Annotated in this window: 20 protein-coding genes and 1 other RNA gene; 12 read left to right on the plus strand and 9 right to left on the minus strand. The window is 55.5% G+C overall.

All coding sequences use genetic code 11. The features are described 5' to 3' along the window. Positions 1 to 14 precede the first annotated feature (14 nt). The 7 genes from tdcD to garL form a co-directional block, all read right to left on the minus strand. Complete coding sequence (gene tdcD, locus ACOTYN_RS07690; protein ID WP_332957707.1) at positions 15 to 1223, minus strand: propionate kinase; 1209 nt, start codon at positions 1221 to 1223, stop codon at positions 15 to 17. A 30-nt stretch (positions 1224 to 1253) separates the two neighbouring features. Then, positions 1254 to 2585, minus strand: a complete 1332-nt coding sequence (gene tdcC, locus ACOTYN_RS07695; RefSeq protein WP_332957697.1) for a threonine/serine transporter TdcC — start codon at positions 2583 to 2585, stop codon at positions 1254 to 1256. Positions 2586 to 2594: 9 nt separating this feature from the next. Continuing rightward, on the minus strand, positions 2595 to 3584 hold the full coding sequence (gene tdcB, locus ACOTYN_RS07700; RefSeq protein ID WP_023331369.1) for a bifunctional threonine ammonia-lyase/L-serine ammonia-lyase TdcB: 990 nt from the start codon (positions 3582 to 3584) through the stop codon (positions 2595 to 2597). A 114-nt stretch (positions 3585 to 3698) separates the two neighbouring features. Beyond that, the gene (gene tdcA / locus ACOTYN_RS07705; protein ID WP_047027425.1) at positions 3699 to 4619 is read right to left on the minus strand and encodes a transcriptional regulator TdcA; all 921 of its coding nucleotides are present in this window, start codon (positions 4617 to 4619) and stop codon (positions 3699 to 3701) included. A gap of 687 nt (positions 4620 to 5306) precedes the next feature. Beyond that, positions 5307 to 5683: RNase P RNA component class A (gene rnpB / locus ACOTYN_RS07710), an RNA gene on the minus strand. 59 nt (positions 5684 to 5742) lie between these two features. Next, positions 5743 to 6633: a 2-hydroxy-3-oxopropionate reductase gene (gene garR, locus ACOTYN_RS07715; RefSeq protein WP_023331370.1), complete on the minus strand. Its 891-nt coding sequence runs from the start codon at positions 6631 to 6633 to the stop codon at positions 5743 to 5745. A 20-nt stretch (positions 6634 to 6653) separates the two neighbouring features. After that, on the minus strand, positions 6654 to 7424 hold the full coding sequence (gene garL / locus ACOTYN_RS07720; protein WP_014885347.1) for a 2-dehydro-3-deoxyglucarate aldolase: 771 nt from the start codon (positions 7422 to 7424) through the stop codon (positions 6654 to 6656). A 359-nt stretch (positions 7425 to 7783) separates the two neighbouring features. On the opposite strand from garL, the gene garD reads away from it, so the two are divergent. Then, positions 7784 to 9355: a galactarate dehydratase gene (garD, locus tag ACOTYN_RS07725; protein WP_071922872.1), complete on the plus strand. Its 1572-nt coding sequence runs from the start codon at positions 7784 to 7786 to the stop codon at positions 9353 to 9355. 73 nt (positions 9356 to 9428) lie between these two features. Here the strand turns inward: garD and ACOTYN_RS07730 are convergent, their stop codons facing one another. Then, on the minus strand, positions 9429 to 10244 hold the full coding sequence (locus tag ACOTYN_RS07730; RefSeq protein WP_023337843.1) for a DeoR family transcriptional regulator: 816 nt from the start codon (positions 10242 to 10244) through the stop codon (positions 9429 to 9431). Positions 10245 to 10483: 239 nt separating this feature from the next. Between ACOTYN_RS07730 and kbaZ the strand changes: the two genes are divergently transcribed. From kbaZ to ACOTYN_RS07785, 11 genes are all read left to right on the plus strand, one after another. Next, positions 10484 to 11791, plus strand: coding sequence for a tagatose-bisphosphate aldolase subunit KbaZ (gene kbaZ / locus ACOTYN_RS07735; protein WP_071922871.1), 1308 nt, complete (start codon positions 10484 to 10486; stop codon positions 11789 to 11791). A gap of 20 nt (positions 11792 to 11811) precedes the next feature. Then, positions 11812 to 12285 (plus strand): PTS N-acetylgalactosamine transporter subunit IIB, encoded by a 474-nt coding sequence (gene agaV / locus ACOTYN_RS07740; protein WP_023331375.1) that lies wholly within the window; start codon positions 11812 to 11814, stop codon positions 12283 to 12285. Between the two features lie 10 nt (positions 12286 to 12295). Then, positions 12296 to 13075, plus strand: coding sequence for a PTS N-acetylgalactosamine transporter subunit IIC (agaW, locus tag ACOTYN_RS07745; RefSeq protein ID WP_071922870.1), 780 nt, complete (start codon positions 12296 to 12298; stop codon positions 13073 to 13075). Continuing rightward, positions 13065 to 13943, plus strand: coding sequence for a PTS N-acetylgalactosamine transporter subunit IID (agaE, locus tag ACOTYN_RS07750; protein ID WP_032635453.1), 879 nt, complete (start codon positions 13065 to 13067; stop codon positions 13941 to 13943). The genes agaW and agaE overlap by 11 nt, the downstream gene beginning before the upstream one ends. 16 nt (positions 13944 to 13959) lie before the next feature. Continuing rightward, on the plus strand, positions 13960 to 14394 hold the full coding sequence (gene agaF, locus ACOTYN_RS07755; protein WP_023331378.1) for a PTS galactosamine/N-acetylgalactosamine transporter subunit IIA: 435 nt from the start codon (positions 13960 to 13962) through the stop codon (positions 14392 to 14394). After that, the gene (gene nagA / locus ACOTYN_RS07760) at positions 14391 to 15524 is read left to right on the plus strand and encodes an N-acetylglucosamine-6-phosphate deacetylase (protein WP_032635452.1); all 1134 of its coding nucleotides are present in this window, start codon (positions 14391 to 14393) and stop codon (positions 15522 to 15524) included. Before agaF ends, nagA begins: the two co-directional genes overlap by 4 nt. 246 nt (positions 15525 to 15770) lie before the next feature. After that, complete coding sequence (locus ACOTYN_RS07765) at positions 15771 to 16919, plus strand: SIS domain-containing protein (RefSeq protein ID WP_071922869.1); 1149 nt, start codon at positions 15771 to 15773, stop codon at positions 16917 to 16919. A gap of 12 nt (positions 16920 to 16931) precedes the next feature. Then, positions 16932 to 17804: a tagatose-bisphosphate aldolase subunit KbaY gene (gene kbaY / locus ACOTYN_RS07770; protein WP_023337849.1), complete on the plus strand. Its 873-nt coding sequence runs from the start codon at positions 16932 to 16934 to the stop codon at positions 17802 to 17804. 116 nt (positions 17805 to 17920) lie between these two features. Then, positions 17921 to 19492, plus strand: coding sequence for a maltose/glucose-specific PTS transporter subunit IIBC (gene malX, locus ACOTYN_RS07775; protein ID WP_047026825.1), 1572 nt, complete (start codon positions 17921 to 17923; stop codon positions 19490 to 19492). A 12-nt stretch (positions 19493 to 19504) separates the two neighbouring features. Next, a complete protein-coding gene (locus tag ACOTYN_RS07780; protein WP_023331383.1) occupies positions 19505 to 20677 on the plus strand; it encodes a MalY/PatB family protein in 1173 nt (390 codons plus the stop codon). Between the two features lie 15 nt (positions 20678 to 20692). Beyond that, positions 20693 to 22582 (plus strand): enterotoxin, encoded by a 1890-nt coding sequence (locus ACOTYN_RS07785; protein WP_047026826.1) that lies wholly within the window; start codon positions 20693 to 20695, stop codon positions 22580 to 22582. 64 nt (positions 22583 to 22646) lie between these two features. Here the strand turns inward: ACOTYN_RS07785 and rsmI are convergent, their stop codons facing one another. Then, positions 22647 to 23510 (minus strand): 16S rRNA (cytidine(1402)-2'-O)-methyltransferase, encoded by an 864-nt coding sequence (rsmI, locus tag ACOTYN_RS07790; RefSeq protein WP_014885356.1) that lies wholly within the window; start codon positions 23508 to 23510, stop codon positions 22647 to 22649. Positions 23511 to 23513: the final 3 nt, after the last annotated feature.

The raw sequence follows: 23513 nt of genomic DNA on the forward strand, positions 1-23513 counted from the left end.
TGTTTCTCGCTATATCAGGCGTAAGCCGCAGCCGGAGTGACCTTCCCAAGACGGAGGGCGTCCAGCGCGATCATTTTTTCTTCATTGGTAGGGACAACCGCGCAGACTACGCGGGAGGAATCGGTGCTGATGACGCGCTCGCCCGCGCTGCCCGGCAGGGCATTTTTAGCCTCGTCGAGGAGGATGCCGAAGACCTTCAGATGCTCCGCCACCAGCGCGCGGATCAGTTTCGAGTTTTCGCCAATACCACCGGTAAAGATCACGCCATCCAGACGATGCAGCGATGCCGCGTGGCCGGCGATATGCCGAGCAATCCGGTGGACAAAGGTGTGGATCGCCAGCTGCGCCCGTTGATTGCCTTCGTGCCAGGCTTTCTCCAGCGCGCGTAAATCGGAGGAGATGCCGGATATCCCCAGCAACCCGGACTCTTTGTTAACCACGCGCTCCAGCTCATCAAATGACTGGCCGGTTTGCTGGGCAATCCACGCCATCGCGCCAAAATCCACGTCGCCACAGCGCGTGCCCATCACCAGCCCTTCCAGCGGCGTCATGCCCATGGAGGTATCGACGCTCTCACCGTTGCGCACCGCGCAGATGGAGGCCCCGTTACCAAGATGAGCAATCACCAGCCCGCTGTCGTCGGGGGACAGCCCGAGAAGCGTATGCGCCTGTCCGGCCACGTAACGATGGGAAGTGCCGTGAAAACCGTAACGCCGTACGCCCAGCGCTTCAAAATAGCGGTACGGCAAGCCGTACAGATACGCCTGAGGCGGCAGCGTCTGATGGAAGCTGGTATCGAATACCGCCACCTGCTGCACGCCCGGGAACAACCGCTCTGCGGCTTCCACGCCGCTTAAGTTGGCGTAGTTATGCAGCGGTGCCAGCGGGGAAACCTGACGGATCTGCTCAATCACCTCTTTCGTAATCAGGGTCGACTCGCTGAAGAGGTCGCCGCCGTGCGCAATACGGTGGCCAATTAAGGACACGCTGCTCATCAGGTTGCGCTTCTCCAGCTCCAGGGCGATGGCTGCCAGCGCCCCTTCGTAGTCCTGGTGAGCCAGTTTGACTGGCTCACCCCCGTTCACGGAAATAAAGGCCTTTTCGGTGTTGATACCGTCCGCAATGCCCGTCATCAGGGCCTCACAGCTGCTGGCGTCGAGCACCGAAAACTTAACAGAGGACGAACCGCAGTTAATAACCAGTACTACCGGAAACTCAATCATCATATGACTCCGCTCTTCCTGAGCTATGGGTTAGAACAGTTTGTAAACAATATTCAGAATGGTCAGCAGGCCCACAACCGTGACGAAGATGTTCTCGGGTTTGCCCTTATATTTCGCCATGGCTGGCGCTTTGCGGATGGCGTACATCGGCAGCAGGCACAGCAGAGAGGCGATGATCGGTGCGCCCATGGCTTCGATAAGGTCGAGAATGTTCGGGTTGGTATAGGCCACAATCCAGGTGGAGCCCATGATGAAGACCATGCTGATGGTGTTCAGCTTGCCAACGGAAACCTTCTTCTTATCCCCCTTATAACCAAACTTGAGGATCAGGCCGTTCAGCCCTTCCAGCGTGCCCAGATAGTGCCCAAAGAAGGATTTAAAGATAGCGACCAGCGCGATGATGGACGCACCGTATTCCAGCACCGTGGCAAACGTCGATTTGGTTCCCGACATGGAGGCAAAGTGGTTCGCCAGATAAGAGAGCACCGGAATGTTCTGCGCTTTGGCATCCGCCATGTTCTGCGGAGAGAGCGTAAACAGGCAGCTAAAGGCGAAGAACATCACTACGGCGACCATCAGCATGCTGGCGCGACCGATGATTTTGGAACATTTCTGCTCGGTAAACGCTTTACCGAACTCGGGCTCGTACTCTTCACGCTTGGAGACCACAAATGAGGAGACGATGGGCGAGAAGTTGAAGGAGAAGACCATGATGGAGATCCCCAGCCACACCGTGACCAGAATGCCGTCATGACCGGTAAAGGAAATATCGCTCAGGTTGACCTGGTCGATCACCGCCGAGTTCCAGTATGGGATCAGCGACAGGGAAATCAGCACCAGGCTGGCGATGAACGGGAACACCAGGAAGCTCATCACCTTCACCATCAGATCTTTACCAAACCAGATCACAAAGGCCATCAGCAGCAGCAGGAACAGCGCCACTACACCACGGTTCAGCGCAGGCAGCTGGAGCTGGTTTTCCCAGAACGTCATAAAGGTGTTGGTAATGGTCACGCCGTAAATCCACAGCAGTGGGCAAATGGCAAAGAAGTAGAGGAAGGTGATGACCACCCCGCCGGTCTTGCCGAAGTGCTCTTCCACCGTTTCGGTAATGTTGCCGGAGACATTACTCCCGGACAGGCACAGACGCGCCAGCGCGCGATGACAGTAAAATGCAATCGGGAACGCGAGGACCAGCATCAGCAGGATGGGGATCAACCCGCCAAAGCCTGCGCGAATAGGGAAGAACAGCACGCCTGCGCCAATGGCGGTTCCGAACAGGCCCAGCGTCCAGGTGGTATCAGACTTACGCCAGGAGGACGTTTTTGTCTGGCCAACGATAATGCTTTCTGTGTTGCTCATAGGTCACCTTTATGCGTCAACGAAGCCGGTAATTTGGGAAACACGGGAGAGATCGATATTGCCGCCGGAAATAATGCAGACGGTTTTTCGGCCCTGAATATAGTGGTCAAGTTTGCCGCTTAATAATGCCGCGCAGGCCAGCGCGCCAGCACCTTCCGTCACCACTTTATTTCGCTGAATAAGCGCAATCATGCTGTTGCGAATATCGTCTTCGCTCACCAGCACAATGTCATCAACCAGTTCGCGGACGATTTCGAAGGTTAATTTACCCGGACGAGATACGTCGCAACCGTCAGCTAATGTACCGGTGACGCGATGGTTGATGATTTCTCCAGCCTGGTATGATGCCGCCATCCCATGAACATTTTCAGACTGTACGCCAATAATATTAATGGTCGGGTTAATGGATTTAATGGCCGTTGCAATCCCGGCAATTAATCCGCCACCGCCGATGGGAACAATCACGTTATCCACATCATACAAATCTTCGAGAATTTCCAGGCCAATGGTGCCCTGTCCGGCGATCACTTTCGGATCGTCATACGGCGGGATAAAAATGCGCCCTTCCATCTCGACGATTTCACTCACTTTCGCGATGGTGTCGTTGAAGTTCTCGCCGTGCAGCACCACTTCCGCCGAGTAGTCACGCGTCGCGGCTACTTTAGACTTTGGCGCGCCCATCGGCATCACCACTTTGCCGTCAATGCCGAGCATTGCACACGAGAGCGACACACCCTGCGCGTGGTTTCCCGCCGAGCAGGCGACGACGCCCTTACGCTTTTCAGCATCGGTCAGCGAGCTTAATTTATTAAACGCACCGCGAATTTTAAACGAGCCGGTACGCTGCATATTTTCAAACTTCAGGAATATTTCACCCTTACAGCGCTCGCTGAGATAATTCGAACGCGGCATGCCGGTTTTATAGATTTTACCCGCCAGGCGTTTTCTGGCGTCCTGAATATCTTCAATCGTTACCGGAAGGTCGTAGGTAATGTGCATAATATCCTCGTTATAATAATTCATTCTTTTCAGGCAAAGTCAGGGTATCAGAGCATAAAATTATCTCTGGGTGTTTTTTATAAAATGTTTATTGCTTCTAAGGAGATCAATATTTCATCGTCGTCTTTCACCGGTGAGTGAGGCATATTGTTTTGCCAGTTCAACCAATACTGACGCGGATTTTTTAATTCTGTAATTTTTCGACCACACAGCGGCATAACGCGCCACGGGTAATTCATCCTCTACCGGCAGAACAATAAATTGATCCGAGCCGAACGGAGCAATCATGTCGCGTGGAATCACCGTCAGATAATGGGCATTCAGGACAAGGTTATAAATGGTGACCACGGAATCGGTCTGGACGATGTTTTCAATACTGATGTGGTTGTCTTGCAGAGTGGTCAGAAGTTCTTTGTAGTAGCCCATATCGGTTTGCGGCATCACCCACTGCTCATGCGTGAGCGATGCCAGTGTCGTCGGGCCGGTGCACGTTCGTGATTTACTGGCGACCAGCACAAATTCTGACTCAAACAAGGACTCGACGTGCAGATCCTGCAGCAGCATCTCATCACTCAGCGTGCCGATGGCGAAATCCAGCCGACCATCGCGAATGGCTGGCAGGAAAGAGGAGAGCTGGGCTTCATACATAGATACACGCGCTTTCGGGAACACTTCCTTGAATTTTTTGATCATTTCGGACAGGAAGGTGAAACCAATCAGTGATGGGTAGCCAAAGGAAACGTCCATCACGGTGCTGAAACTCAGGCTGTTGATCTCGCTCACCATGTTTTTCATTTCGCGGGTGATCGACTCTGAGTAGGAGAGCAGCACCTGGCCTGCGGCAGTCAGTTTTACGCCCGTGTTTTTACGCACCATGACTTCCACGCCGAAGTAGGATTCGATATCGCTGATGATTTTGCTGACGGCGGGTTGCGTCAGGCCCAGTTGTCTTGCAGCAGAACCTATGGAGCCACTTTTAATGACTTCCTGAAATACCACGAGGTGCTGTGTTTTCGGTAGAATAATAGTGTTCATAATATTCTGCGCTTATTTCCCTATGACGCAGCGGATTCTACCCAATATTGTTTCAGGGGGTATGTGCTGTTACTCACAATTTGCCTTCCCGCGTTATTCACCGGAACAACAAAAAACATAAAAAGCTTTTATCATCAATCAGATAGGCTTGCCAGATCACACCATTACGCTGATATCGATCAACAAAACCAACAGTAATAAATTTATTTTATGGCGATAACCTGGATAAATCTTCCTGCGTTAATAAAATCAATAAAGACGATCTTTCAGGCAATTAAAGACCAATAAATAACCGTTATTCAGTTGAAACATTCTTTCAATTTATCAATTTTTACAGATGCTTTTAGGCTGGCTTTCGATAAAAAGAGGAATACGTCACACATTCGCAGGATGAATGTTTTTAAACGCAATATGGAGATATCAAACATGAAAACATATTGATTCATTAAGACAACAATCACAACAAATTAACAACACCGTGGATTAACCCCTTTTCAGCGCGAAATTTTGTGATAACGATCGCCTGTAGATTGGTTGAGGCCATTGAAGAGATAAAAACAGTGAAATGTGCTTAATGTCGCAAATATGAGAATTGATGTCGTTTGTGGGGTTGTCGGGTGGCGCAGCACTTAACCGACCTACAACCACCTGAAAGCAAAAACCCCGCCGAAGCGGGGTTTTTTAAGAAGTTGAAGCTGACCGATAAGCCGGGTTCTGTCGTGGACAGTCATTCATCTAGGCCAGCAATCGCTCACTGGCTCAAGCAGCCTACCCGGGTTCAGTACGGGCCGTACCATGTGAACCCCTATTTGGCCTTGCTCCGGGTGGAGTTTACCGTGCCACGGACTGTTACCAGCCGCGCGGTGCGCTCTTACCGCACCCTTTCACCCTTACCTGATCCCGCTTGCGCGGGCCATCGGCGGTTTGCTCTCTGTTGCACTGGTCGTGGGTTTCCCCCCCAGGCGTTACCTGGCACCCTGCCCTATGGAGCCCGGACTTTCCTCCCCTCCGCCCGTCTCCCCCGAAAGGGACGACGACGAAGCGGCGACTGTCTGGTCAGCTTCGGCGCGCAGTATAGAGGGTTTGCGCGCCGCTGTCACCTTCAGGTGCAGGCAAGACGTAATTAACGCGCAACTTCTACCTTTGCCAGTTTTTCGTAGTAGCATGCAATCGCGCTGTGATCGGCCGTACCCAGACCATCTGCACGCAACGCCTGCATCATCTCCATCACCGCCGCGGTCAGCGGCAGCTGTGCGCCTACGCCGTGGGACGTATCGAGCGCGTTCGCCAGATCTTTAATGTGCAGGTCGATACGGAATCCCGGCTTGAAGTTACGGTCCATCACCATCGGCGCTTTGGCATCCAGCACGGTACTTCCCGCCAGACCACCGCGAATCGCCTGATAGACCAGGTCCGGGTTAACGCCCGCTTTGGTTGCCAGCGTCAGCGCTTCAGACATCGCGGCGATGTTCAGCGCCACAATGACCTGGTTCGCCAGCTTGGTCACGTTGCCCGCGCCAATTTCACCCGTATGCACCACGGAGCCTGCCATCGCTTTCATCAGGTCATAGTATTTATCGAAAATAGCTTTATCCCCGCCGACCATCACCGACAGCGTGCCGTCGATCGCTTTCGGCTCACCGCCGCTGACCGGCGCGTCCAGCATATCCACGCCCTTCGCTTTTAGCGCCTCGCTGATTTCACGACTTGCAAGCGGTGCGATAGAGCTCATATCAATCAGCACCAGGCCGGGCTTCGCGCCCTCAATGATGCCGTTCTCCCCCAGCGCGACCTCTTTAACATGCGGGGAGTTTGGCAGCATGGTAATGATGACATCGCACTGCTCAGCAATCGCTTTGGCGGTGGAGGCGGTTTCTGCGCCAGCCGCCATCACCTCGGCCACAGATTGCGGATTATGATCGGAGACCACCAGTGAGTAACCCGCTTTGATGAGGTTCTTACTCATTGGTTTACCCATGATCCCCAGGCCAATAAAACCCACTTTCAGCGTCATAACTGTTTCCTCAATGATGGTTATTTTTTAAAAGCGTCCGCTAATTTCTGCGTCGCTGAGCGGAACACCCCGAGATCGCTGCCGACGGCAACAAAGGTGGCTCCCCACTCCAGATAACGTCGGGCGTCGGCTTCAACCGGCGCCAGTATGCCGCTCGGTTTACCGTGTGCTTTGGCGCGAGCAAATATGTGCTGGATCGCACGCTGCACGTCAGGGTGGCTGGCATTGCCCAGGTGGCCAAAGGCGGCAGCCAGATCGCTTGGGCCGACAAAGATACCGTCCACACCGTTTGTGGCTGCAATAGCGTCGAGGTTATCAACCCCCTGCTGGCTCTCAATCTGCACCAGAACAGTGATGTTGCTATTGGACTGCGCGAAGTAGTCCGGCACGGTGCCGAACATGTTGGCGCGGTGTGAGACGGAGACGCCGCGGATCCCTTCCGGCGGGTAGCGCGTTGATGCCACGGCCAGCGCCGCTTGTTCCTGGGTTTCCACAAACGGGATGAGGAAATTGTAGAACCCGATATCCAGCAAACGTTTGACGATCACCGGGTCATTGGTTGGCACTCGCACCACCGGGGCGCTGGCGCTGCCTTTCAGGGCCATCAGTTGCGGAATAAAGGTGCTGATATCATTTGGCGCATGTTCGCCGTCGAGCACCAGCCAGTCAAAACCAGCAAGGCCCAGCACTTCAGTACTTATTGGGTTTGCCAGCGCAGACCAACAGCCAATCTGGATCTGGTGCGCCGCGAGGGCCGTTTTAAACGTATTCGGGAAGATATTGTTATTCATCACTTATACCTTTTTAATTCCGCAGTTTGAGCCGGGATTATTTATTGCGAAACATATTGTTTTTATATTTATTTCTCTGACTGAATGTTGGCAATATAAAATCGTCCTTCAGTATAATCGTCACTTCACAACAGCACATTGTTTTTATGCTCAAGTATTGCGCCTCATTTCAACGCCATTTTGAGCATATGCCCAACGCTGTGGGCGCTAATGCACAGAATCAGGGATTAGTTAGCCTGACGCGATCGCGATCACATTTTTAACTGTCTTCTGCTGACATCCTTTATTTCCTCGAGAATAAAACGATTATCCAACGGGTTAAATTTACTATCTGACACTTTGCCGGAGAAATGTGAATAATGGCCGATATTGAAATGAGAGAGGCATCGCCGACGGCGTTTTATATAAAAGTTCACGATACGGATAACGTGGCGATTATTGTCAATGACAATGGCTTAAAAGCGGGAACACGCTTCCCGGACGGACTGACGTTAGTTGAACATATTCCCCAGGGGCACAAAATCGCACTGGTCGATATTCCTGCCCATGGGGAGATCGTGCGTTACGGTGAAGTCATCGGCTATGCCGTACGCGCAATTCCGCAGGGAAGCTGGATTGAGGAGTCGCTGGTTGAACTGCCAAAAGCGCCACCGCTGAACACCCTGCCACTTGCCACCCGCGTACCGGAACCGCTTCCCCCACTGGAAGGCTATACCTTTGAAGGCTATCGCAATCCGAACGGCAGCGTCGGTACCAAAAATCTTCTCGGTCTTACCACCAGCGTACACTGCGTGGCGGGCGTGGTGGATTACGTGGTGAAAATCATCGAACGCGATCTGCTGCCGAAATACCCGAACGTCGATGGCGTGGTTGGCCTGAACCATCTCTATGGCTGTGGCGTAGCGATCAACGCGCCAGCGGCGGTCGTGCCGATCCGTACCATTCATAATATTGCCCTCAACCCGAATTTTGGCGGCGAGGTGATGGTGATTGGTCTGGGGTGCGAAAAACTGCAGCCTGAGCGTCTGCTGCAGGGTACCGAAGACGTCAAAGCCATTCCGGCAGACGAGGCCAGCATTGTACGTCTGCAGGACGAACGCCACATTGGGTTCCGGTCTATGGTCGACGATATTCTGCAGGTTGCCGAGCGTCATCTGGATAAGCTCAACCGACGCCAGCGCGAAACCTGCCCCGTCTCTGACCTGGTGGTGGGAACCCAGTGCGGCGGCAGCGATGCGTTCTCTGGCGTGACGGCCAACCCGGCGGTGGGCTTTGCGTCCGACCTGCTTGTTCGTTGCGGTGCGACGGTGATGTTCTCTGAAGTGACCGAAGTCCGTGATGCCATCCATTTACTGACGCCGCGCGCCGTCAATGAAGAAGTGGGCCAGCGCCTGCTTGAGGAGATGGCCTGGTACGATAACTATCTCGACATGGGTAAAACCGACCGCAGCGCGAATCCGTCTCCGGGAAACAAAAAAGGGGGCCTGGCAAACGTCGTGGAAAAAGCCCTGGGTTCGATTGCGAAATCCGGCCAAAGCGCGATTGTGGAAGTCCTCTCTCCGGGACAGCGGCCGACCAAACGCGGCCTGATCTACGCGGCAACGCCTGCCAGCGATTTTGTTTGCGGCACCCAGCAGGTGGCATCCGGCATTACGGTGCAGGTCTTTACCACAGGACGCGGCACGCCGTATGGCCTGATGGCAGTCCCGGTGATCAAAATGGCGACGCGCAGCGAGCTGGCAAACCGCTGGTACGACTTAATGGATATCAACGCGGGAACCATCGCCACCGGAGAAGAGAGCATTGAGGACGTGGGCTGGAAGCTATTCCACTTCATTCTGGACGTGGCAAGCGGGCGGAAGAAAACGTTCTCGGACCAATGGGGATTACATAACCAGCTGGCGGTGTTTAACCCGGCACCGGTGACGTGATGACTTCCCACCCTGCCCTCTCCCTAAGGGGAGAGGGCAAAAAAAGCAGCGAACGGTCCCCTCTCCCGGTGGGTTAGGGTGAGGGGGAAACCAGCACTACATCAATCCCGCTTTTACGCAATCCATCCAGACTTTCCGCCGGAATGCCCTCATCGACAATAATCATATCAATCCTTTGCGTATCAATGATTTTATGCAGGCTTGAGCGGTTGAACTTGCTGGAATCAGTCACAACGATAATGCGCTCTGCCACCTCGCACATTTTGCGATTCAGACGCGCTTCATCCTCGTTATGCGTGCTCACGCCACGATCCAGATCGATGGCATCAACGCCCAGGAACAGCAAATCAAAGTGATAATTCTGTAAGGACTGTTCCGCCTGGTCACCATAGAAAGACTGCGACTGACGACGCAAGTGGCCGCCGGTCATCAGCAGTTCCACCCCTTCCGCTTCCAGCAACGCATTCGCCACATTCATTCCATTGGTCATGGCAATGACATCCGTGTGCTGGCGCAGCATTCTGGCAATTTCAAAGGTCGTGGTGCCAGAGTCGAGAATAATGCGATGGCCCGGCTTCACCAGCGCGGCGGCGGCCTGAGCGATGCTGCGCTTGACCGCCGTATTGAGCGAACTTTTATCCTCAACGGAGGGCTCGATGCCGGGCACATTACCTTCACAAATTAGCGCCCCGCCGTAAGCGCGAACAGCGATGCCCTGCCTTTCCAGGAATGCCAGATCGTTACGGATCGTCACTGTCGATACGCCATATAAATGAGAAAGATCGTTAACCTGCACGCTTCCCTGCGCCCGCAACCGCTGAATGATCTGCTCTCGCCTTTCACTGGTACCGGTGACGCGCTTTTCTGCGGATGAATCGGAGCTATTCATATGAAGTCCTTAATCAATACACTTTCGTTTCATTTCGTTTTGCCTATTAACGCCTTTCTTTTTGTGGAATGCAAGCGCTGTCTGGGGGACATACGCAAACAAGCTCAACGCTGAAACCTTTCATTATGTTTCTTTTGTGAAACAGATCGGAAAACTATTATCTTTCGTTTTATTTTTACATCACCATAATGCAGGATTAAATGAAACAAAACGAAAGATGGCTACCAACACCATCCGAAATGGAGAGGAAAGTGAAACATCTGACAGAAATGGTGGAACAACATAAACGGGGGAAGGCAAACGGAATTTATGCCGTCTGTTCCGCACATCCACTGGTACTTGAAGCGGCCATTCGTTACGCCCAGTTACGCTGCACGCCACTGCTGATCGAAGCGACCTCAAACCAGGTGGATCAGTTTGGCGGCTACACCGGCATGACGCCCGCCGATTTTCACGGTTTCGTTAGCAGGCTGGCGGAGTTCCTTGGTTTTCCGACGTCACAATTGATCCTCGGCGGCGATCACCTGGGCCCAAACCGGTGGCAAAACCTGCCGGCTTTACAGGCGATGGCGAACGCCGACGATCTGATCAGAAGCTACGTCACTGCGGGGTTTAAGAAGATCCATCTGGACTGCAGTATGTCCTGCGAGGACGATCCGGTTCCCTTAACCGATGCCATCGTCGCTGAGCGCGCCGCGCGTCTGGCCAAAATTGCCGAAGACACCTGCCGCGCGAAATTTGGTGTAGCCGATCTGGTCTACGTTATTGGCACGGAGGTGCCGGTTCCCGGTGGTGCACATGAAACGCTGAGTGAGCTTGAAGTCACCACGCCTGAGGCGGCGCGCGCCACGCTTGAAGCGCATCGCCATGCATTTGAGAAAGTAGGGTTGAACGACATCTGGCCACGCATTATCGGCCTGGTGGTTCAGCCTGGCGTGGAGTTCGACCACGCCCACGTCTGCGATTATCAACCGCAAAAAGCCATCGCCCTGAGAGAAATGGTTGAAACCTATGACATGCTGGTATTTGAAGCGCACTCCACTGACTACCAGACATCACAGGCGTTGCGCCAGCTGGTGAAAGATCACTTTGCAATCTTAAAAGTCGGCCCGGCCCTGACCTTTGCCCTGCGTGAAGCGCTGTTCTCACTGGCCGCCATTGAAGAGGAGCTGCTGCCAGCCAAAGCCAGCTCTGGCCTGCGTCACGTACTGGAAAACGTGATGCTCGATCGCCCCGAGTACTGGCAAAGCCATTATCACGGTGACGGCAACGCACGGCGGCTGGCACGGGGCTACAGCTACTCCGACCGCGTGCGCTATTACTGGCCAGACAGCGAGATCGACGATGCCTTTGAACGACTGGTCCGCAACCTGGATGACGAACCCATCCCGCTGCCGCTCATCAGTCAGTATTTGCCGTTGCAATACGGCAAAGTTCGCGAGGGCGCTCTCAAGTCGACACCGCGGGAACTCATCATTGACCACATTCAGGACATACTCCAGCAGTACCATGCCGCCTGCGAAGGCGTACCGACTCAACACGCATAATTAAAAAAGAGGAAAACACTATGCCAAACATTGTCTTATGCCGCATTGATGAACGCCTGATCCACGGACAGGTGGGCGTTCAGTGGGTAGGGTTTGCGGGGGCGAACCTGGTTCTGGTGGCAAATGACGAGGTTGCAGACGATCCGGTTCAACAGAACCTGATGGAAATGGTACTTGCGGAAGGGATCGCCGTGCGCTTCTGGTCTCTGCAAAAAGTTATCGACAACATTCACCGCGCCGCTGACCGCCAGAAGATTCTGCTGGTCTGTAAATCACCTGCCGATTTTTTAACGCTGGTAGAGGGCGGCGTGCCCATCACCCGTATTAACGTCGGAAACATGCATTACGCCAGTGGCAAACGGCAAATTGCCAAAACGGTATCTGTCGACGCGAACGATATCACTGCGTTCAACGGCCTGAAAGCGGCCGGGGTGGAATGCATCGTTCAGGGCGTTCCAACAGAGGCTGCTTTGGATCTCTTTAAACTGCTATGAGGGATTCACAATGGAAATCAGTCTGTTGCAGGCTTTCGCGCTGGGGCTTCTCGCCTTTATCGCGGGCCTGGATATGTTTAACGGGTTAACACACATGCACCGCCCGGTGGTACTGGGGCCACTGGTTGGTCTGATTCTGGGCGATCTGCATACCGGCATTCTGACCGGCGGCACGTTAGAGCTGGTCTGGATGGGTCTGGCGCCGCTGGCTGGTGCGCAACCGCCAAACGTGATTATCGGCACCATTGTCGGCACCACGTTTGCCATTACCACAGGCGTGAAACCGGATGTCGCCGTTGGGGTCGCTGTACCGTTTGCTGTTGCGGTACAAATGGGCATTACCTTCCTCTTCTCCGTGATGTCCGGCGTCATGTCCCGTTGCGATCGCATGGCGGCTAATGCGGACACGCACGGTATTGAACGGGTAAACTATCTTGCCCTGCTGGCGCTGGGTATCTTCTACTTTCTCTGTGCTTTTCTGCCAATTTACTTCGGTGCGGAGCACGCGAAAACCGCCATTGATGTCCTGCCGGAGCGTCTGATAGACGGTCTCGGTGTTGCAGGCGGCATCATGCCAGCCATCGGTTTCGCCGTGCTGCTGAAGATCATGATGAAAAACGTCTACATCCCTTACTTCATTATCGGTTTTGTCGCTGCGGCCTGGCTGAAACTTCCGGTGCTGGCGATTGCGGCTGCTGCGCTGGCGATGGCGCTGATCGACCTGATGCGTAAATCACCTGAACCGACGGCTCCTGCGGCCCCGAAAGAGGAATTCGAAGATGGCATCTAATCAAACCACTCTGCCAGGCGTGTCTGAAAGTGAAGAGACCCTGCTCACCGGCGTAAACGAAAACATCTATGAAGACCAGAGCATCGGTGCCGAACTGACGAAAAAGGACATTAACCGTGTCGCATGGCGCTCCATGCTATTACAGGCCTCGTTTAACTACGAGCGTATGCAGGCCTCCGGCTGGTTGTATGGATTACTGCCTGGGCTGAAAAAGATCCACACCAACAAGCGGGACCTGGCGCGGGCGATGAAAGGCCACATGGGATTCTTTAATACCCATCCGTTCCTGGTCACCTTTGTTATCGGCATCATTCTGGCGATGGAGCGCTCCAAGCAGGATGTGAACAGCATCCAGAGCACCAAAATTGCCGTGGGCGCGCCGCTCGGCGGCATTGGCGATGCCATGTTCTGGCTCACGCTGCTGCCCATCTGCGGCGGTATTGGTGCCAGCCTGGCGCTACAGGGTTCGATTCTGGGTGCGGTGGTCTTTATCGTGCTGTTTAACGTGGTGCACCTCGGCCTGCGCTTTGGTCTGGCGCACTACGCCTACCGGATGGGCGTTGCCGCGATCCCGTTGATTAAAGCCAACACCAAAAAGGTCGGCCACGCGGCGTCTATCGTCGGGATGACGGTGATCGGCGCGCTGGTAGCAACCTATGTGCGCCTGAATACCACGCTTGAAATCAAAGCCGGGGATGCGGTTGTCAAACTGCAAGCCGACGTCATCGACAAGCTGATGCCCGCATTTCTGCCGCTGGTCTATACCCTGACCATGTTCTGGCTGGTGCGTCGTGGCTGGAGCCCGCTGCGCCTGATTGGTATCACCGTGGTGCTGGGCGTTGTCGGTAAATTCTGTCACTTCCTGTAAAAGCAAAGAGGTCGCGATGTTAGGCATCATTTTGACGGGTCACGGTGGGTTTGCCAGCGGACTTGAACAGGCGATGAAGCAGATCCTCGGCGAACAGCCGCAGTTTATCGCCATCGATTTCCCGGAAACCTCCTCGACTGCGCGGCTAACCGCGCAGCTTGAGCAGGCGGTAACTGAACTGGATCCCCAGTACGATATCGTGTTTCTTACCGATCTGCTCGGCGGTACGCCGTTTCGCGTAGCGTCAACGCTTGCGATGCAAAAGCCGGGATGGGAAGTGATCACCGGCACCAACCTGCAACTTCTGCTGGAAATGGTGCTGGAACGCGACGGGTTAAGTAGCGAAGCGTTTCGTCTGCAGGCGCTCGCGTGTGGCCATCGCGGCCTGACCAGCCTGGTGGATGAGCTTGGGCGCTGTCATGAGGAAGCCCCTGCTGAGGAAGGGATATGAGCCAGCTGCTGCGCGCGCGACGGATCCTTACCGAACAGGGCTGGCTGGACGACCACCAGCTACGCATTGAAAGCAGTGCGGTTGCGGCGATTGAACCCATCCCGGCGGGCGTTACGACGCGGGATGCGGAGCTGCTTTGCCCGGCCTATATCGACACGCACGTCCACGGCGGCGCTGGCGTGGACGTCATGGATGATGCGCCCGGCGTGCTGGACACCCTGGCAATGCATAAAGCCCGCGAAGGCGTGGGCGCATTTCTGCCCACCACCGTGACCGCGCCGCTGAAGGCCATCCACGCCGCGCTGATGCGTATCGCCCGGCGCAGTCAGTCCGGCGGCTCGGGCGCGCAGATCCTGGGCAGCTATCTGGAAGGACCGTACTTTACGCCGCAGAACAAAGGGGCGCATCCGCCGGAGCTGTTCCGGGAGCTGGATATCGTCGAGCTGGACAGGCTGGCTGACGTTTCACAGGGCACGCTACGGGTGGTGGCGCTCGCGCCAGAAAAACCCGGCGCGCTGCAGGCGATTCGCCATCTTAAACAGCGCGGGATACGCGTGATGCTGGGCCACGGCGCTGCCACGTACCGGCAAACACTTGCCGCGTTTGATGCGGGTGCCGACGGGCTGGTTCACTGCTACAACGGCATGACGGGGCTGCACCACAGAGAGCCCGGAATGGTCGGCGCAGGGCTTACGGACAAACGGGCGTGGCTGGAGCTGATTGCCGACGGGCACCACGTCCATCCGGGGGCGATGCGCTTATGCTGCTGCTGCGCGCAGGAGCGCGTGGTGCTGATTACCGATGCAATGGAGGCGGCAGGTATGCCGGACGGACGGTATACGCTTTGTGGCGAAGAGGTCTCGATGCAAAACGGCGTGGTTCGAACCGGCTCCGGCGGGCTGGCGGGCAGCACGCTGTCGCTGGATGCCGCGGTCAGGAATATGGTGGAGTATGCGGGCGTAACCGCCGAAGACGCTATCCATATGGCCTCGCTGCACCCTGCCCGGCTGTTGGGCGTTGACGGTCAGCTAGGATCCTTAGCCCCGGGTAAACGCGCCAATATCATTGCGCTGGACGGGGGTTTACATCTCCAGCAGATCTGGATTCAGGGACAGGCTCTCTCCCTTTAGCCCTTTCATTGTGTCTCCTGTTGGCCTTACGGCACCCGATCGTAAGGCCTTTCTTTTCCTTTCCTTAACTCTTCCCTTTCCTTTCACGATCACACTTTTCGTTTTATTTCTTTTCTTTCATTGAAGTTTCGATTTCTTTTCTATAGATTTTATTTAACTGCTTAAGTGAACAAGTGAAACGAAACGAAAGATAGCGACACGATTGCCAGCGTCTGATGTGGAATTCACACGACTAAGGACTGAGTTATGCCACAAACCACTACCGCCGCGACAACCGGCACCTGGACAGAGGAAGAGATCCGCCAGCAGCCTGCCAGCTGGATCCGCTCGCTCAACAACATCGATAACCTGCGTGCTTCGATCGACAGTTTCCTGACGCCGCTGCTGCGCAAGAAGGATCTGCGGATCGTCCTGACCGGCGCGGGCACATCCGCCTTTATCGGCGATATCGTTTCTCCCTGGCTCGCGAGCTACACCGGGAAAAACTTCACTGCCGTGCCGACAACCGATCTGGTCACGAACCCGGTGGACTACTTCAGCCCTGCGCATCCGCTGCTGCTGATTTCGTTTGCCCGCTCCGGCAACAGCCCGGAAAGCGTCGCGGCCGTCGAGCTGGCAAACCAGTTCGTGCCGGAGTGCTACCACCTGTCGATCACCTGCAACGAGGCGGGGAGCCTGTACCAGAACGCCGTCGACAGCGATAACGCCTTTGCCCTGCTGATGCCTGCCGAAACGCACGATCGCGGGTTCGCGATGACCAGCAGCATTACCACCATGATGGCGAGCTGTCTGGCGGTGTTCGCGCCGGAAACGATCAATAGCCACACCTTCCGCGACGTCGCCGATCGCTGTCAGGCGATCCTCACCGCGCTCGGCGATTTCAGCCACGGCGTCTTTGGCAATGAAGCGTGGAAACGCGTCGTCTATCTGGGAAGCGGCGGCCTGCAGGGCGCGGCGCGCGAATCGGCGCTGAAGGTGCTGGAGCTGACGGCGGGCAAGCTGGCGGCGTTTTACGATTCCCCGACGGGCTTCCGTCACGGGCCGAAGTCGCTGGTCGATAGCGAAACGCTGGTGGTGGTGTTTATCTCCAGCCATCCGTATACGCGTCAGTACGATCTGGATCTGCTGGCCGAGCTGCGCCGCGATCGCCAGGCCCTGCGCGTCGTCGCCATCGCCGCTGAAAACGATCCGGTCATTGAAGCGGGTCCGCACATTCTGCTGCCGCCTTCACGTCCGTTTATCGATATGGAACAGGCGTTCTGCTTCCTGATGTATGCCCAGGTCTTTGCACTCACCCAGTCGCTCAGCGTAGGCAATACGCCCGATACGCCATCCGCCAGCGGGACGGTCAACCGTGTAGTGCAGGGCGTTGTTATTCATCCGTGGCAGGCTTAAGAGGATCGGATCATGAGTATCATTTCAACCAAATATCTTCTGCAGGACGCACAGGCAAAAGGCTACGCCGTTCCGGCGTTCAACATCCACAACGCGGAGACGATCCAGGCGATCCTTGAAGCGTGCAGCGAAATGCGATCGCCTGTAATCCTCGCGGGCACGCCGGGCACCTTTAAGCATATTGCGCTGGAAGAGATCTACGCCCTGTGCAGCGCGTACTCCCACACCTACAACATGCCGCTGGCGCTGCATCTCGATCACCACGAATCGCTGGATGATATACGCCGCAAGGTCAACGCGGGCGTGCGCAGCGCGATGATCGACGGCAGCCACTATCCGTTTGAACAAAACGTGAAACTGGTGAAGTCGGTGGTCGATTTCTGCCACCTCAACGACTGCAGCGTCGAAGCCGAGCTGGGCCGTCTGGGCGGCGTGGAAGATGACATGAGCGTAGACGCCGAAAGCGCGTTCCTCACCGATCCGCAGGAGGCGAAACGCTTCGTCGAACTGACCGGCGTCGATAGCCTTGCCGTCGCCATCGGCACCGCACACGGCCTGTATACCAAACGTCCGAAAATCGACTTCCAGCGGCTGGCGGAAATCCGCGAAGTGGTCACCGTGCCGCTGGTGCTGCACGGCGCGAGCGATGTGCCGGATGAGTTTGTTCGCCGCACCATCGAGCTGGGCGTATGCAAAGTCAACGTGGCCACCGAGCTGAAAATTGCCTTCTCTGACGCGGTTAAAGCCTGGTTTGCCGAAAACCCGCAGGGGAACGATCCGCGCTTCTACATGCGGGTAGGCATGGACGCCATGAAAGAGGTGGTCAGAAGCAAGATCGCCGTTTGCGGCTCGGCAAACCGGCTCCTGCTTCCTGCCGAAGCCTGATCCCATCGCGCATTACGTCAATACCTAAAAAATAACTATAAGCCTCGCAAATATGAAGGCGCGTCCTTAAGCCGGACAGCGCCTTCCATTATCCTAAAAATCCGAGGAGTCCCTACATGACACAGGAAAAGTCGTTTAAATCGAAAGCGTGGGAATTTTTCCAAAGCCTGGGAAAGACGTTTATGTTCCCCGTCTCTCTGCTGGCCTTTATGGGGTTGCTGCTGGGTATCGGTAGCTCCGTCACCAGCCCTTCCACTATTAAAAGCTTTCCCTTTCTGGGCGGCGAGTTAACGCAGCTGACCTTTGGCTTTATCGCCATGGTGGGCGGCTTCGCCTTTACCTATCTGCCGCTGATGTTTGCCATGGCTATCCCGATGGGCCTCGCCAAACGCAACAAGGCCGTGGGCGCCTTTGCCGGGTTCGTTGGCTATATGCTGATGAACATGAGCATCAACTACTACCTGACCGCCACCCACCAGCTTGCCGACGCCGCCACCATGAGACAGGTAGGACAATCGATCGTGCTGGGGATCCAGACCCTGGAGATGGGCGTGCTGGGCGGCATCGTGGTGGGGGTAATCACTTACTTCCTGCACGAGCGTTTTCAGGACACGGTGCTGCATGACGCCTTTGCGTTCTTTAGCGGCATTCGTTTTGTGCCCATCATTACCGCACTCATGCTGTCGCTGGTCGGGCTGTTTATCCCGCTGTTGTGGGAATACGTGGCGCTGGGCATTGCCGGAATTGGCCATATCATTCAGAGCACCAGCGTTTTCGGACCGTTCCTGTACGGCGTAGGCGTGCTGCTGCTTAAACCCTTTGGTCTGCACCATATCCTGCTGGCGATGGTGCGCTTCACGCCGGCAGGCGGCATTGAGATGGTCAACGGCCATGAAGTGGCCGGTGCGCTGAATATCTTCTACGCCGAGCTGAAAGCCGGACTGCCGTTTAGCCCGCACGTTACCGCGTTTCTGTCACAAGGCTTTATGCCGACCTTTATCTTTGGCCTGCCTGCCGTGGCGTACGCCATCTACCGCACCGCGCGTCCGGAAAACCGCCCGGTAATTAAGGGGCTGCTGCTTTCCGGCGTGCTGGTTTCCGTCGTCACCGGTATTTCAGAACCGATTGAGTTTCTGTTCCTGTTTATCGCCCCCGCGCTTTACGCCTTCCATATCGTGATGTCGGGCCTGGCGCTGATGGTGATGGCCCTGCTGGGGGTCACCATCGGCAACACCGACGGCGGGATTTTGGATCTGCTGATCTTCGGCGTGATGCAGGGGATGTCGACCAAATGGTATCTGCTGTTCCCGGTCGGTATCGCCTGGTTTGCCATCTACTTCTTCGTCTTCCGCTGGTACATCCTCAAACACGATATCAAGACGCCGGGACGTGAAGTGGACGCGCAGGGTGCGCAGCAGGCCGTCGAAGCCAACACCCGCGCGCGTGGAAAATCGAAATACGATCACGGGCTTATCCTGCGCGCGCTCGGTGGCAAAGAGAACATCGAGTCGCTCGACAACTGCATCACCCGCTTGCGCCTGGTCGTGAAGGAGATGGGGCTTATCGATCAGCAGGAGCTGAAAGCGGCTGGTGCCCTGTCGGTGGTGGTGCTGGATGCTCACAGCGTTCAGGTGATCATCGGCCCGCAGGTGCAGAGCGTCAAAACCGGCATTGAAGCCTTAATCTAACAGGGGGTTGTTGTGTTTGATTTCGACAAAATCATCGAGCGTAAAAGCGATAAGTGCCGTAAATGGGACCATGCGTTTGTCTGCTCACGCTTTGGTGATGTCCCGCAGGGGTTTATCCCGCTGTGGATCGCAGACATGGACTTCACCTCGCCGCCGGCCGTTATTGAAGGCTTCCAGCGCATCGTGGAGCACGGCACCTTTGGCTATACCTGGAGCTTCGACGAATTTTACGACGCGGTGATGGCCTTCCAGCGCACGCGTCATCAGGTTGAGGTGGAGAAGTCGTGGCTCACCCTGACCTACGGCACCGTCTCCACGCTGCATTACACGGTCCAGGCGTTCTGCACGCCTGGCGATAGCGTGATGATGAACACGCCGGTCTACGATCCGTTTGCGATGGCGGCACAGCGCCAGGGCGTGCGGGTGCTTGCTAACCCGCTTTCCGTGAAGGAAAACCGCTATCAGCTGGATTTTAATCTGGTTGAAGATCAGCTCAAAACCCACCGTCCAAAACTGTGGTTCTTCTGCTCGCCGCATAACCCCTCGGGCAGGATCTGGCGCGCGGATGAGATACGCCAGGTCTCCGATCTCTGTAAACGCTACGGCACGATTCTGGTGGTCGATGAGGTTCACGCAGAGCACATTCTGAAAGGCACATTCGTCAGCTGTCTGACCTCGGGCTGTGCCGCACTGGACAACCTGATCGTGCTGACGTCGCCAAATAAAGCCTTCAACCTAGGCGGGCTGAAAACGTCCTACTCCATGATCCCGGACGATTCGCTGCGCCAGCGCTTCCGCCAGCAGCTTGAGAAGAACTCGATTACCTCACCCAATATGTTTGGCGTATGGGGGATTATTCTCGCCTACCAGCACGGCCTGCCGTGGCTCGACGCGCTCAACGACTATCTGCAAGGCAATGCCCGCTACCTTGCGGACGCTATTCAGACCCACTTCCCGGCGTGGAAGATGATGAACCCGGAATCGTCGTATCTGGCCTGGATAGACGTAAGCGCCGACGACCGCAGCGCCACAGAGTTGACCCAACATTTCGCCCAGCAGGCCGGTGTCGTGATTGAAGACGGCAGCCACTACGTGCAAAACGGCGAAAACTACCTGCGGATTAACTTCGGCACCCAGCGCTACTGGCTGGAGCAATCCATCAACCGAATGCTGAAGCATTTCTGATTAGGATCTTAACCGATGAAAAAAGTGCTCACTCTCTCGCTGCTGGCCCTGTTTGTTTCTCACGGTGCTCTGGCCACCAACTACGTGCTCAATAACGACAATATTGCTCTGTCATTTGATGACGCAAACTCAACGGTAGTGGTTAAGGACAATAAGGCTAACCATCCGCTCACGCCGCAGGAGCTGTTCTTCCTGACGCTGCCGGACGAGACAAAAATCCACACCGCGGATTTCACCATTAAGCACGTCGAAAAGCAGGACAACGCTATTGTCGTCGACTTTACCCATCCGGACTTTAACGTAACGGTGAAGCTGAACCTGGTGAAGGGAAAATACTCCAGCATCGACTACACCGTTGCCGCAGTCAGCCAGCCGCGAGACGTGGCGAAAATTACCTTCTTCCCGACGAAAAAGCAGTCTCAGGCACCCTATGTTGACGGGGCGATCAACAGCTCGCCGATCGTTGCTGATTCGTTCTTTATTTTGCCGGACAAGCCCATCGTTAACACTTACGCCTATGAAGCGACCACCAATCTCAACGTAGAACTGAAAACGCCGATCCAGCCAGAGTCGCCGGTCAGCTTTACCACCTGGTTCGGCACCTTCCCGGAAATCAGCCAGCTGCGCCGCAGCGTGAACCAGTTTATTGATGCCGTGCGTCCGCGACCGTACAAGCCTTATCTGCACTACAACAGCTGGATGGATATCGGCTTTTTCAATCCGTACACCGAGCAGGATGTTCTGGGGCGGATGGACGAGTGGAATAAGGAGTTCATTACCGGACGCGGCGTGGCGCTGGACGCCTTCCTGCTGGACGACGGCTGGGACGACCTTACCGGGCGCTGGCTATTTGGCCCGGCATTCAGCGACGGTTTTGGCAAGGTTCGGGAAAAAGCCGACAGCCTGCACAGCTCGGTCGGACTGTGGCTCTCGCCGTGGGGAGGCTACAACAAGCCTCGCGACGTTCGCGTCTCGCATGCAAAAGAGTATGGGTTTGAAACCGTCGACGGGAAGCTGGCCCTGTCAGGACCGAACTACTTTAAGAACTTCAATGAGCAGATCGTTAAGCTTATCAAAAACGAACGCATTACCTCATTCAAGCTGGACGGGATGGGTAATGCCAACGCGCATATCCAGGGCAGCCCGTTTGCCTCGGATTTTGACGCCTCTATCGCTCTGCTACATAACATGCGCAGCGCCAACCCAAATCTGTTTATCAACCTGACGACCGGCACCAACGCCAGCCCATCCTGGCTGTTCTACGCCGACTCGATCTGGCGCCAGGGCGATGACATTAACCTGTACGGGCCCGGCACGCCGGTACAGCAGTGGATGACCTACCGCGATGCCGAAACGTATCGCTCCATTGTGCGCAAAGGCCCGCTGTTCCCGCTGAACTCGCTGATGTACCACGGGATCGTCAGCGCGGAAAACGCCTATTACGGGCTGGAGAAAGTACAAACGGACAGCGATTTTGCCGATCAGGTCTGGAGCTACTTCGCGACCGGCACGCAGCTGCAGGAGCTGTATATCACTCCTTCAATGCTGAACAAGGCGAAGTGGGATACCCTTGCGCAGGCGGCAAAATGGTCGCGGGAAAACGCCAGCGTGCTGGTGGATACCCACTGGATAGGCGGAGACCCGACGGCGCTTCAGGTTTACGGCTGGGCGTCATGGAATAAAGACAAAGCCATTCTTGGTTTGCGAAACCCGTCGGACAAGCCGCAAACCTACTATCTGGATTTAGCGAAAGATTTCGAAATCCCGACAGGAGAGGCAGCGCAGTTTAGTCTGAGAGCGGTATATGGCCGTAATGCAACCGTACCGGGACAATACAAAAACGCCGTGGTGATTACGCTACAACCGCTGGAAACGCTGGTGTTTGAGGCGGTGCCAGGAAAATAAAAAGTGTTCAGATCTGTAGGCCGGGTAAGGCGCAGCCGCCGCCCGGCAAAAAGACGGCTGGGGCTTACTCCCCCTGCTGCTCCAGCGCGTACTTATACAGGGCATTCTTCTTCACGCCGTGAATTTCCGCCGCCAGCGCAGCCGCTTTTTTAAGCGGCAATTCGGCCTGTAGCAATGCCAGCGTGCGCAGCGCATCGGCTGGCAGGGCATCCTCTTCTGCTTTATGCCCTTCGACAATCAGCACCATCTCACCTTTGCGGCGGTTTTCGTCTTCCTTCACCCACGCCAGCAGTTCACCCACCGGTGCGCCGTGAATGGTTTCCCAGGTTTTGGTTAGCTCGCGCGCCAGCACGACGTAGCGGGACTCACCCCAGACGGTAACCATATCGTCCAGGCTTTCCAGCAGGCGGTGGGTGGATTCGTAGAAAATGAGGGTACGCGGTTCCGCTTCCAGGTCTTTTAAGACGTCGCGACGGCCTTTGGATTTGGCGGGCAGAAAACCTTCATAGCAGAAACGGTCAGACGGCAGACCTGCAGCGCTTAACGCAGCAATCGCGGCGCACGGTCCCGGCAGGGGCACAACGCGAATGCCGGCTTCACGGCAGGTACGCACCAGATGGTAGCCGGGGTCGTTAATCAGCGGCGTTCCCGCGTCGGAGACCAGCGCAATGTTCTGCCCCTCCTTGAGCTTCGCCACCAGCGTGTCGGCTTTTTGTTGCTCATTGTGATCGTGCAGGGCAAACAAACGGGCGTTAATCGCGAAATGCTGCAGCAGTAAACCGGTATGACGAGTGTCCTCAGCCGCAATTAAATCAACGGCTTGCAATACAGTGAGTGCACGTTGGGTAATATCAGACAAATTCCCGATAGGAGTAGGTACAATATAAAGCTGGCCTTGAGAATTATCTGCCGTTTCGTGTTGTTTCATTGT

Origin of the sequence: Enterobacter cloacae complex sp. IR5458 (genome assembly GCF_049238025.1) — a bacterium.
Lineage (GTDB): Bacteria > Pseudomonadota > Gammaproteobacteria > Enterobacterales > Enterobacteriaceae > Enterobacter > Enterobacter kobei.

What these genes read in the sequence shown, in the direction of transcription:
- tdcA (WP_047027425.1), bottom strand. Translation starts at nt 4,619, where the DNA reads ATGAACACTATTATTCTACCGAAAACACAGCACCTCGTGGTATTTCAG.
- malX (WP_047026825.1), top strand. Translation starts at nt 17,921, where the DNA reads ATGACACAGGAAAAGTCGTTTAAATCGAAAGCGTGGGAATTTTTCCAA.
- kbaY (WP_023337849.1), top strand. Translation starts at nt 16,932, where the DNA reads ATGAGTATCATTTCAACCAAATATCTTCTGCAGGACGCACAGGCAAAA.
- ACOTYN_RS07730 (WP_023337843.1), bottom strand. Translation starts at nt 10,244, where the DNA reads ATGAATAGCTCCGATTCATCCGCAGAAAAGCGCGTCACCGGTACCAGT.
- agaE (WP_032635453.1), top strand. Translation starts at nt 13,065, where the DNA reads ATGGCATCTAATCAAACCACTCTGCCAGGCGTGTCTGAAAGTGAAGAG.
- tdcB (WP_023331369.1), bottom strand. Translation starts at nt 3,584, where the DNA reads ATGCACATTACCTACGACCTTCCGGTAACGATTGAAGATATTCAGGAC.
- agaV (WP_023331375.1), top strand. Translation starts at nt 11,812, where the DNA reads ATGCCAAACATTGTCTTATGCCGCATTGATGAACGCCTGATCCACGGA.
- nagA (WP_032635452.1), top strand. Translation starts at nt 14,391, where the DNA reads ATGAGCCAGCTGCTGCGCGCGCGACGGATCCTTACCGAACAGGGCTGG.
- tdcD (WP_332957707.1), bottom strand. Translation starts at nt 1,223, where the DNA reads ATGATTGAGTTTCCGGTAGTACTGGTTATTAACTGCGGTTCGTCCTCT.
- tdcC (WP_332957697.1), bottom strand. Translation starts at nt 2,585, where the DNA reads ATGAGCAACACAGAAAGCATTATCGTTGGCCAGACAAAAACGTCCTCC.
- agaW (WP_071922870.1), top strand. Translation starts at nt 12,296, where the DNA reads ATGGAAATCAGTCTGTTGCAGGCTTTCGCGCTGGGGCTTCTCGCCTTT.
- garD (WP_071922872.1), top strand. Translation starts at nt 7,784, where the DNA reads ATGGCCGATATTGAAATGAGAGAGGCATCGCCGACGGCGTTTTATATA.
- kbaZ (WP_071922871.1), top strand. Translation starts at nt 10,484, where the DNA reads ATGGAGAGGAAAGTGAAACATCTGACAGAAATGGTGGAACAACATAAA.
- ACOTYN_RS07785 (WP_047026826.1), top strand. Translation starts at nt 20,693, where the DNA reads ATGAAAAAAGTGCTCACTCTCTCGCTGCTGGCCCTGTTTGTTTCTCAC.
- agaF (WP_023331378.1), top strand. Translation starts at nt 13,960, where the DNA reads ATGTTAGGCATCATTTTGACGGGTCACGGTGGGTTTGCCAGCGGACTT.
- rsmI (WP_014885356.1), bottom strand. Translation starts at nt 23,510, where the DNA reads ATGAAACAACACGAAACGGCAGATAATTCTCAAGGCCAGCTTTATATT.
- garL (WP_014885347.1), bottom strand. Translation starts at nt 7,424, where the DNA reads ATGAATAACAATATCTTCCCGAATACGTTTAAAACGGCCCTCGCGGCG.
- garR (WP_023331370.1), bottom strand. Translation starts at nt 6,633, where the DNA reads ATGACGCTGAAAGTGGGTTTTATTGGCCTGGGGATCATGGGTAAACCA.
- ACOTYN_RS07765 (WP_071922869.1), top strand. Translation starts at nt 15,771, where the DNA reads ATGCCACAAACCACTACCGCCGCGACAACCGGCACCTGGACAGAGGAA.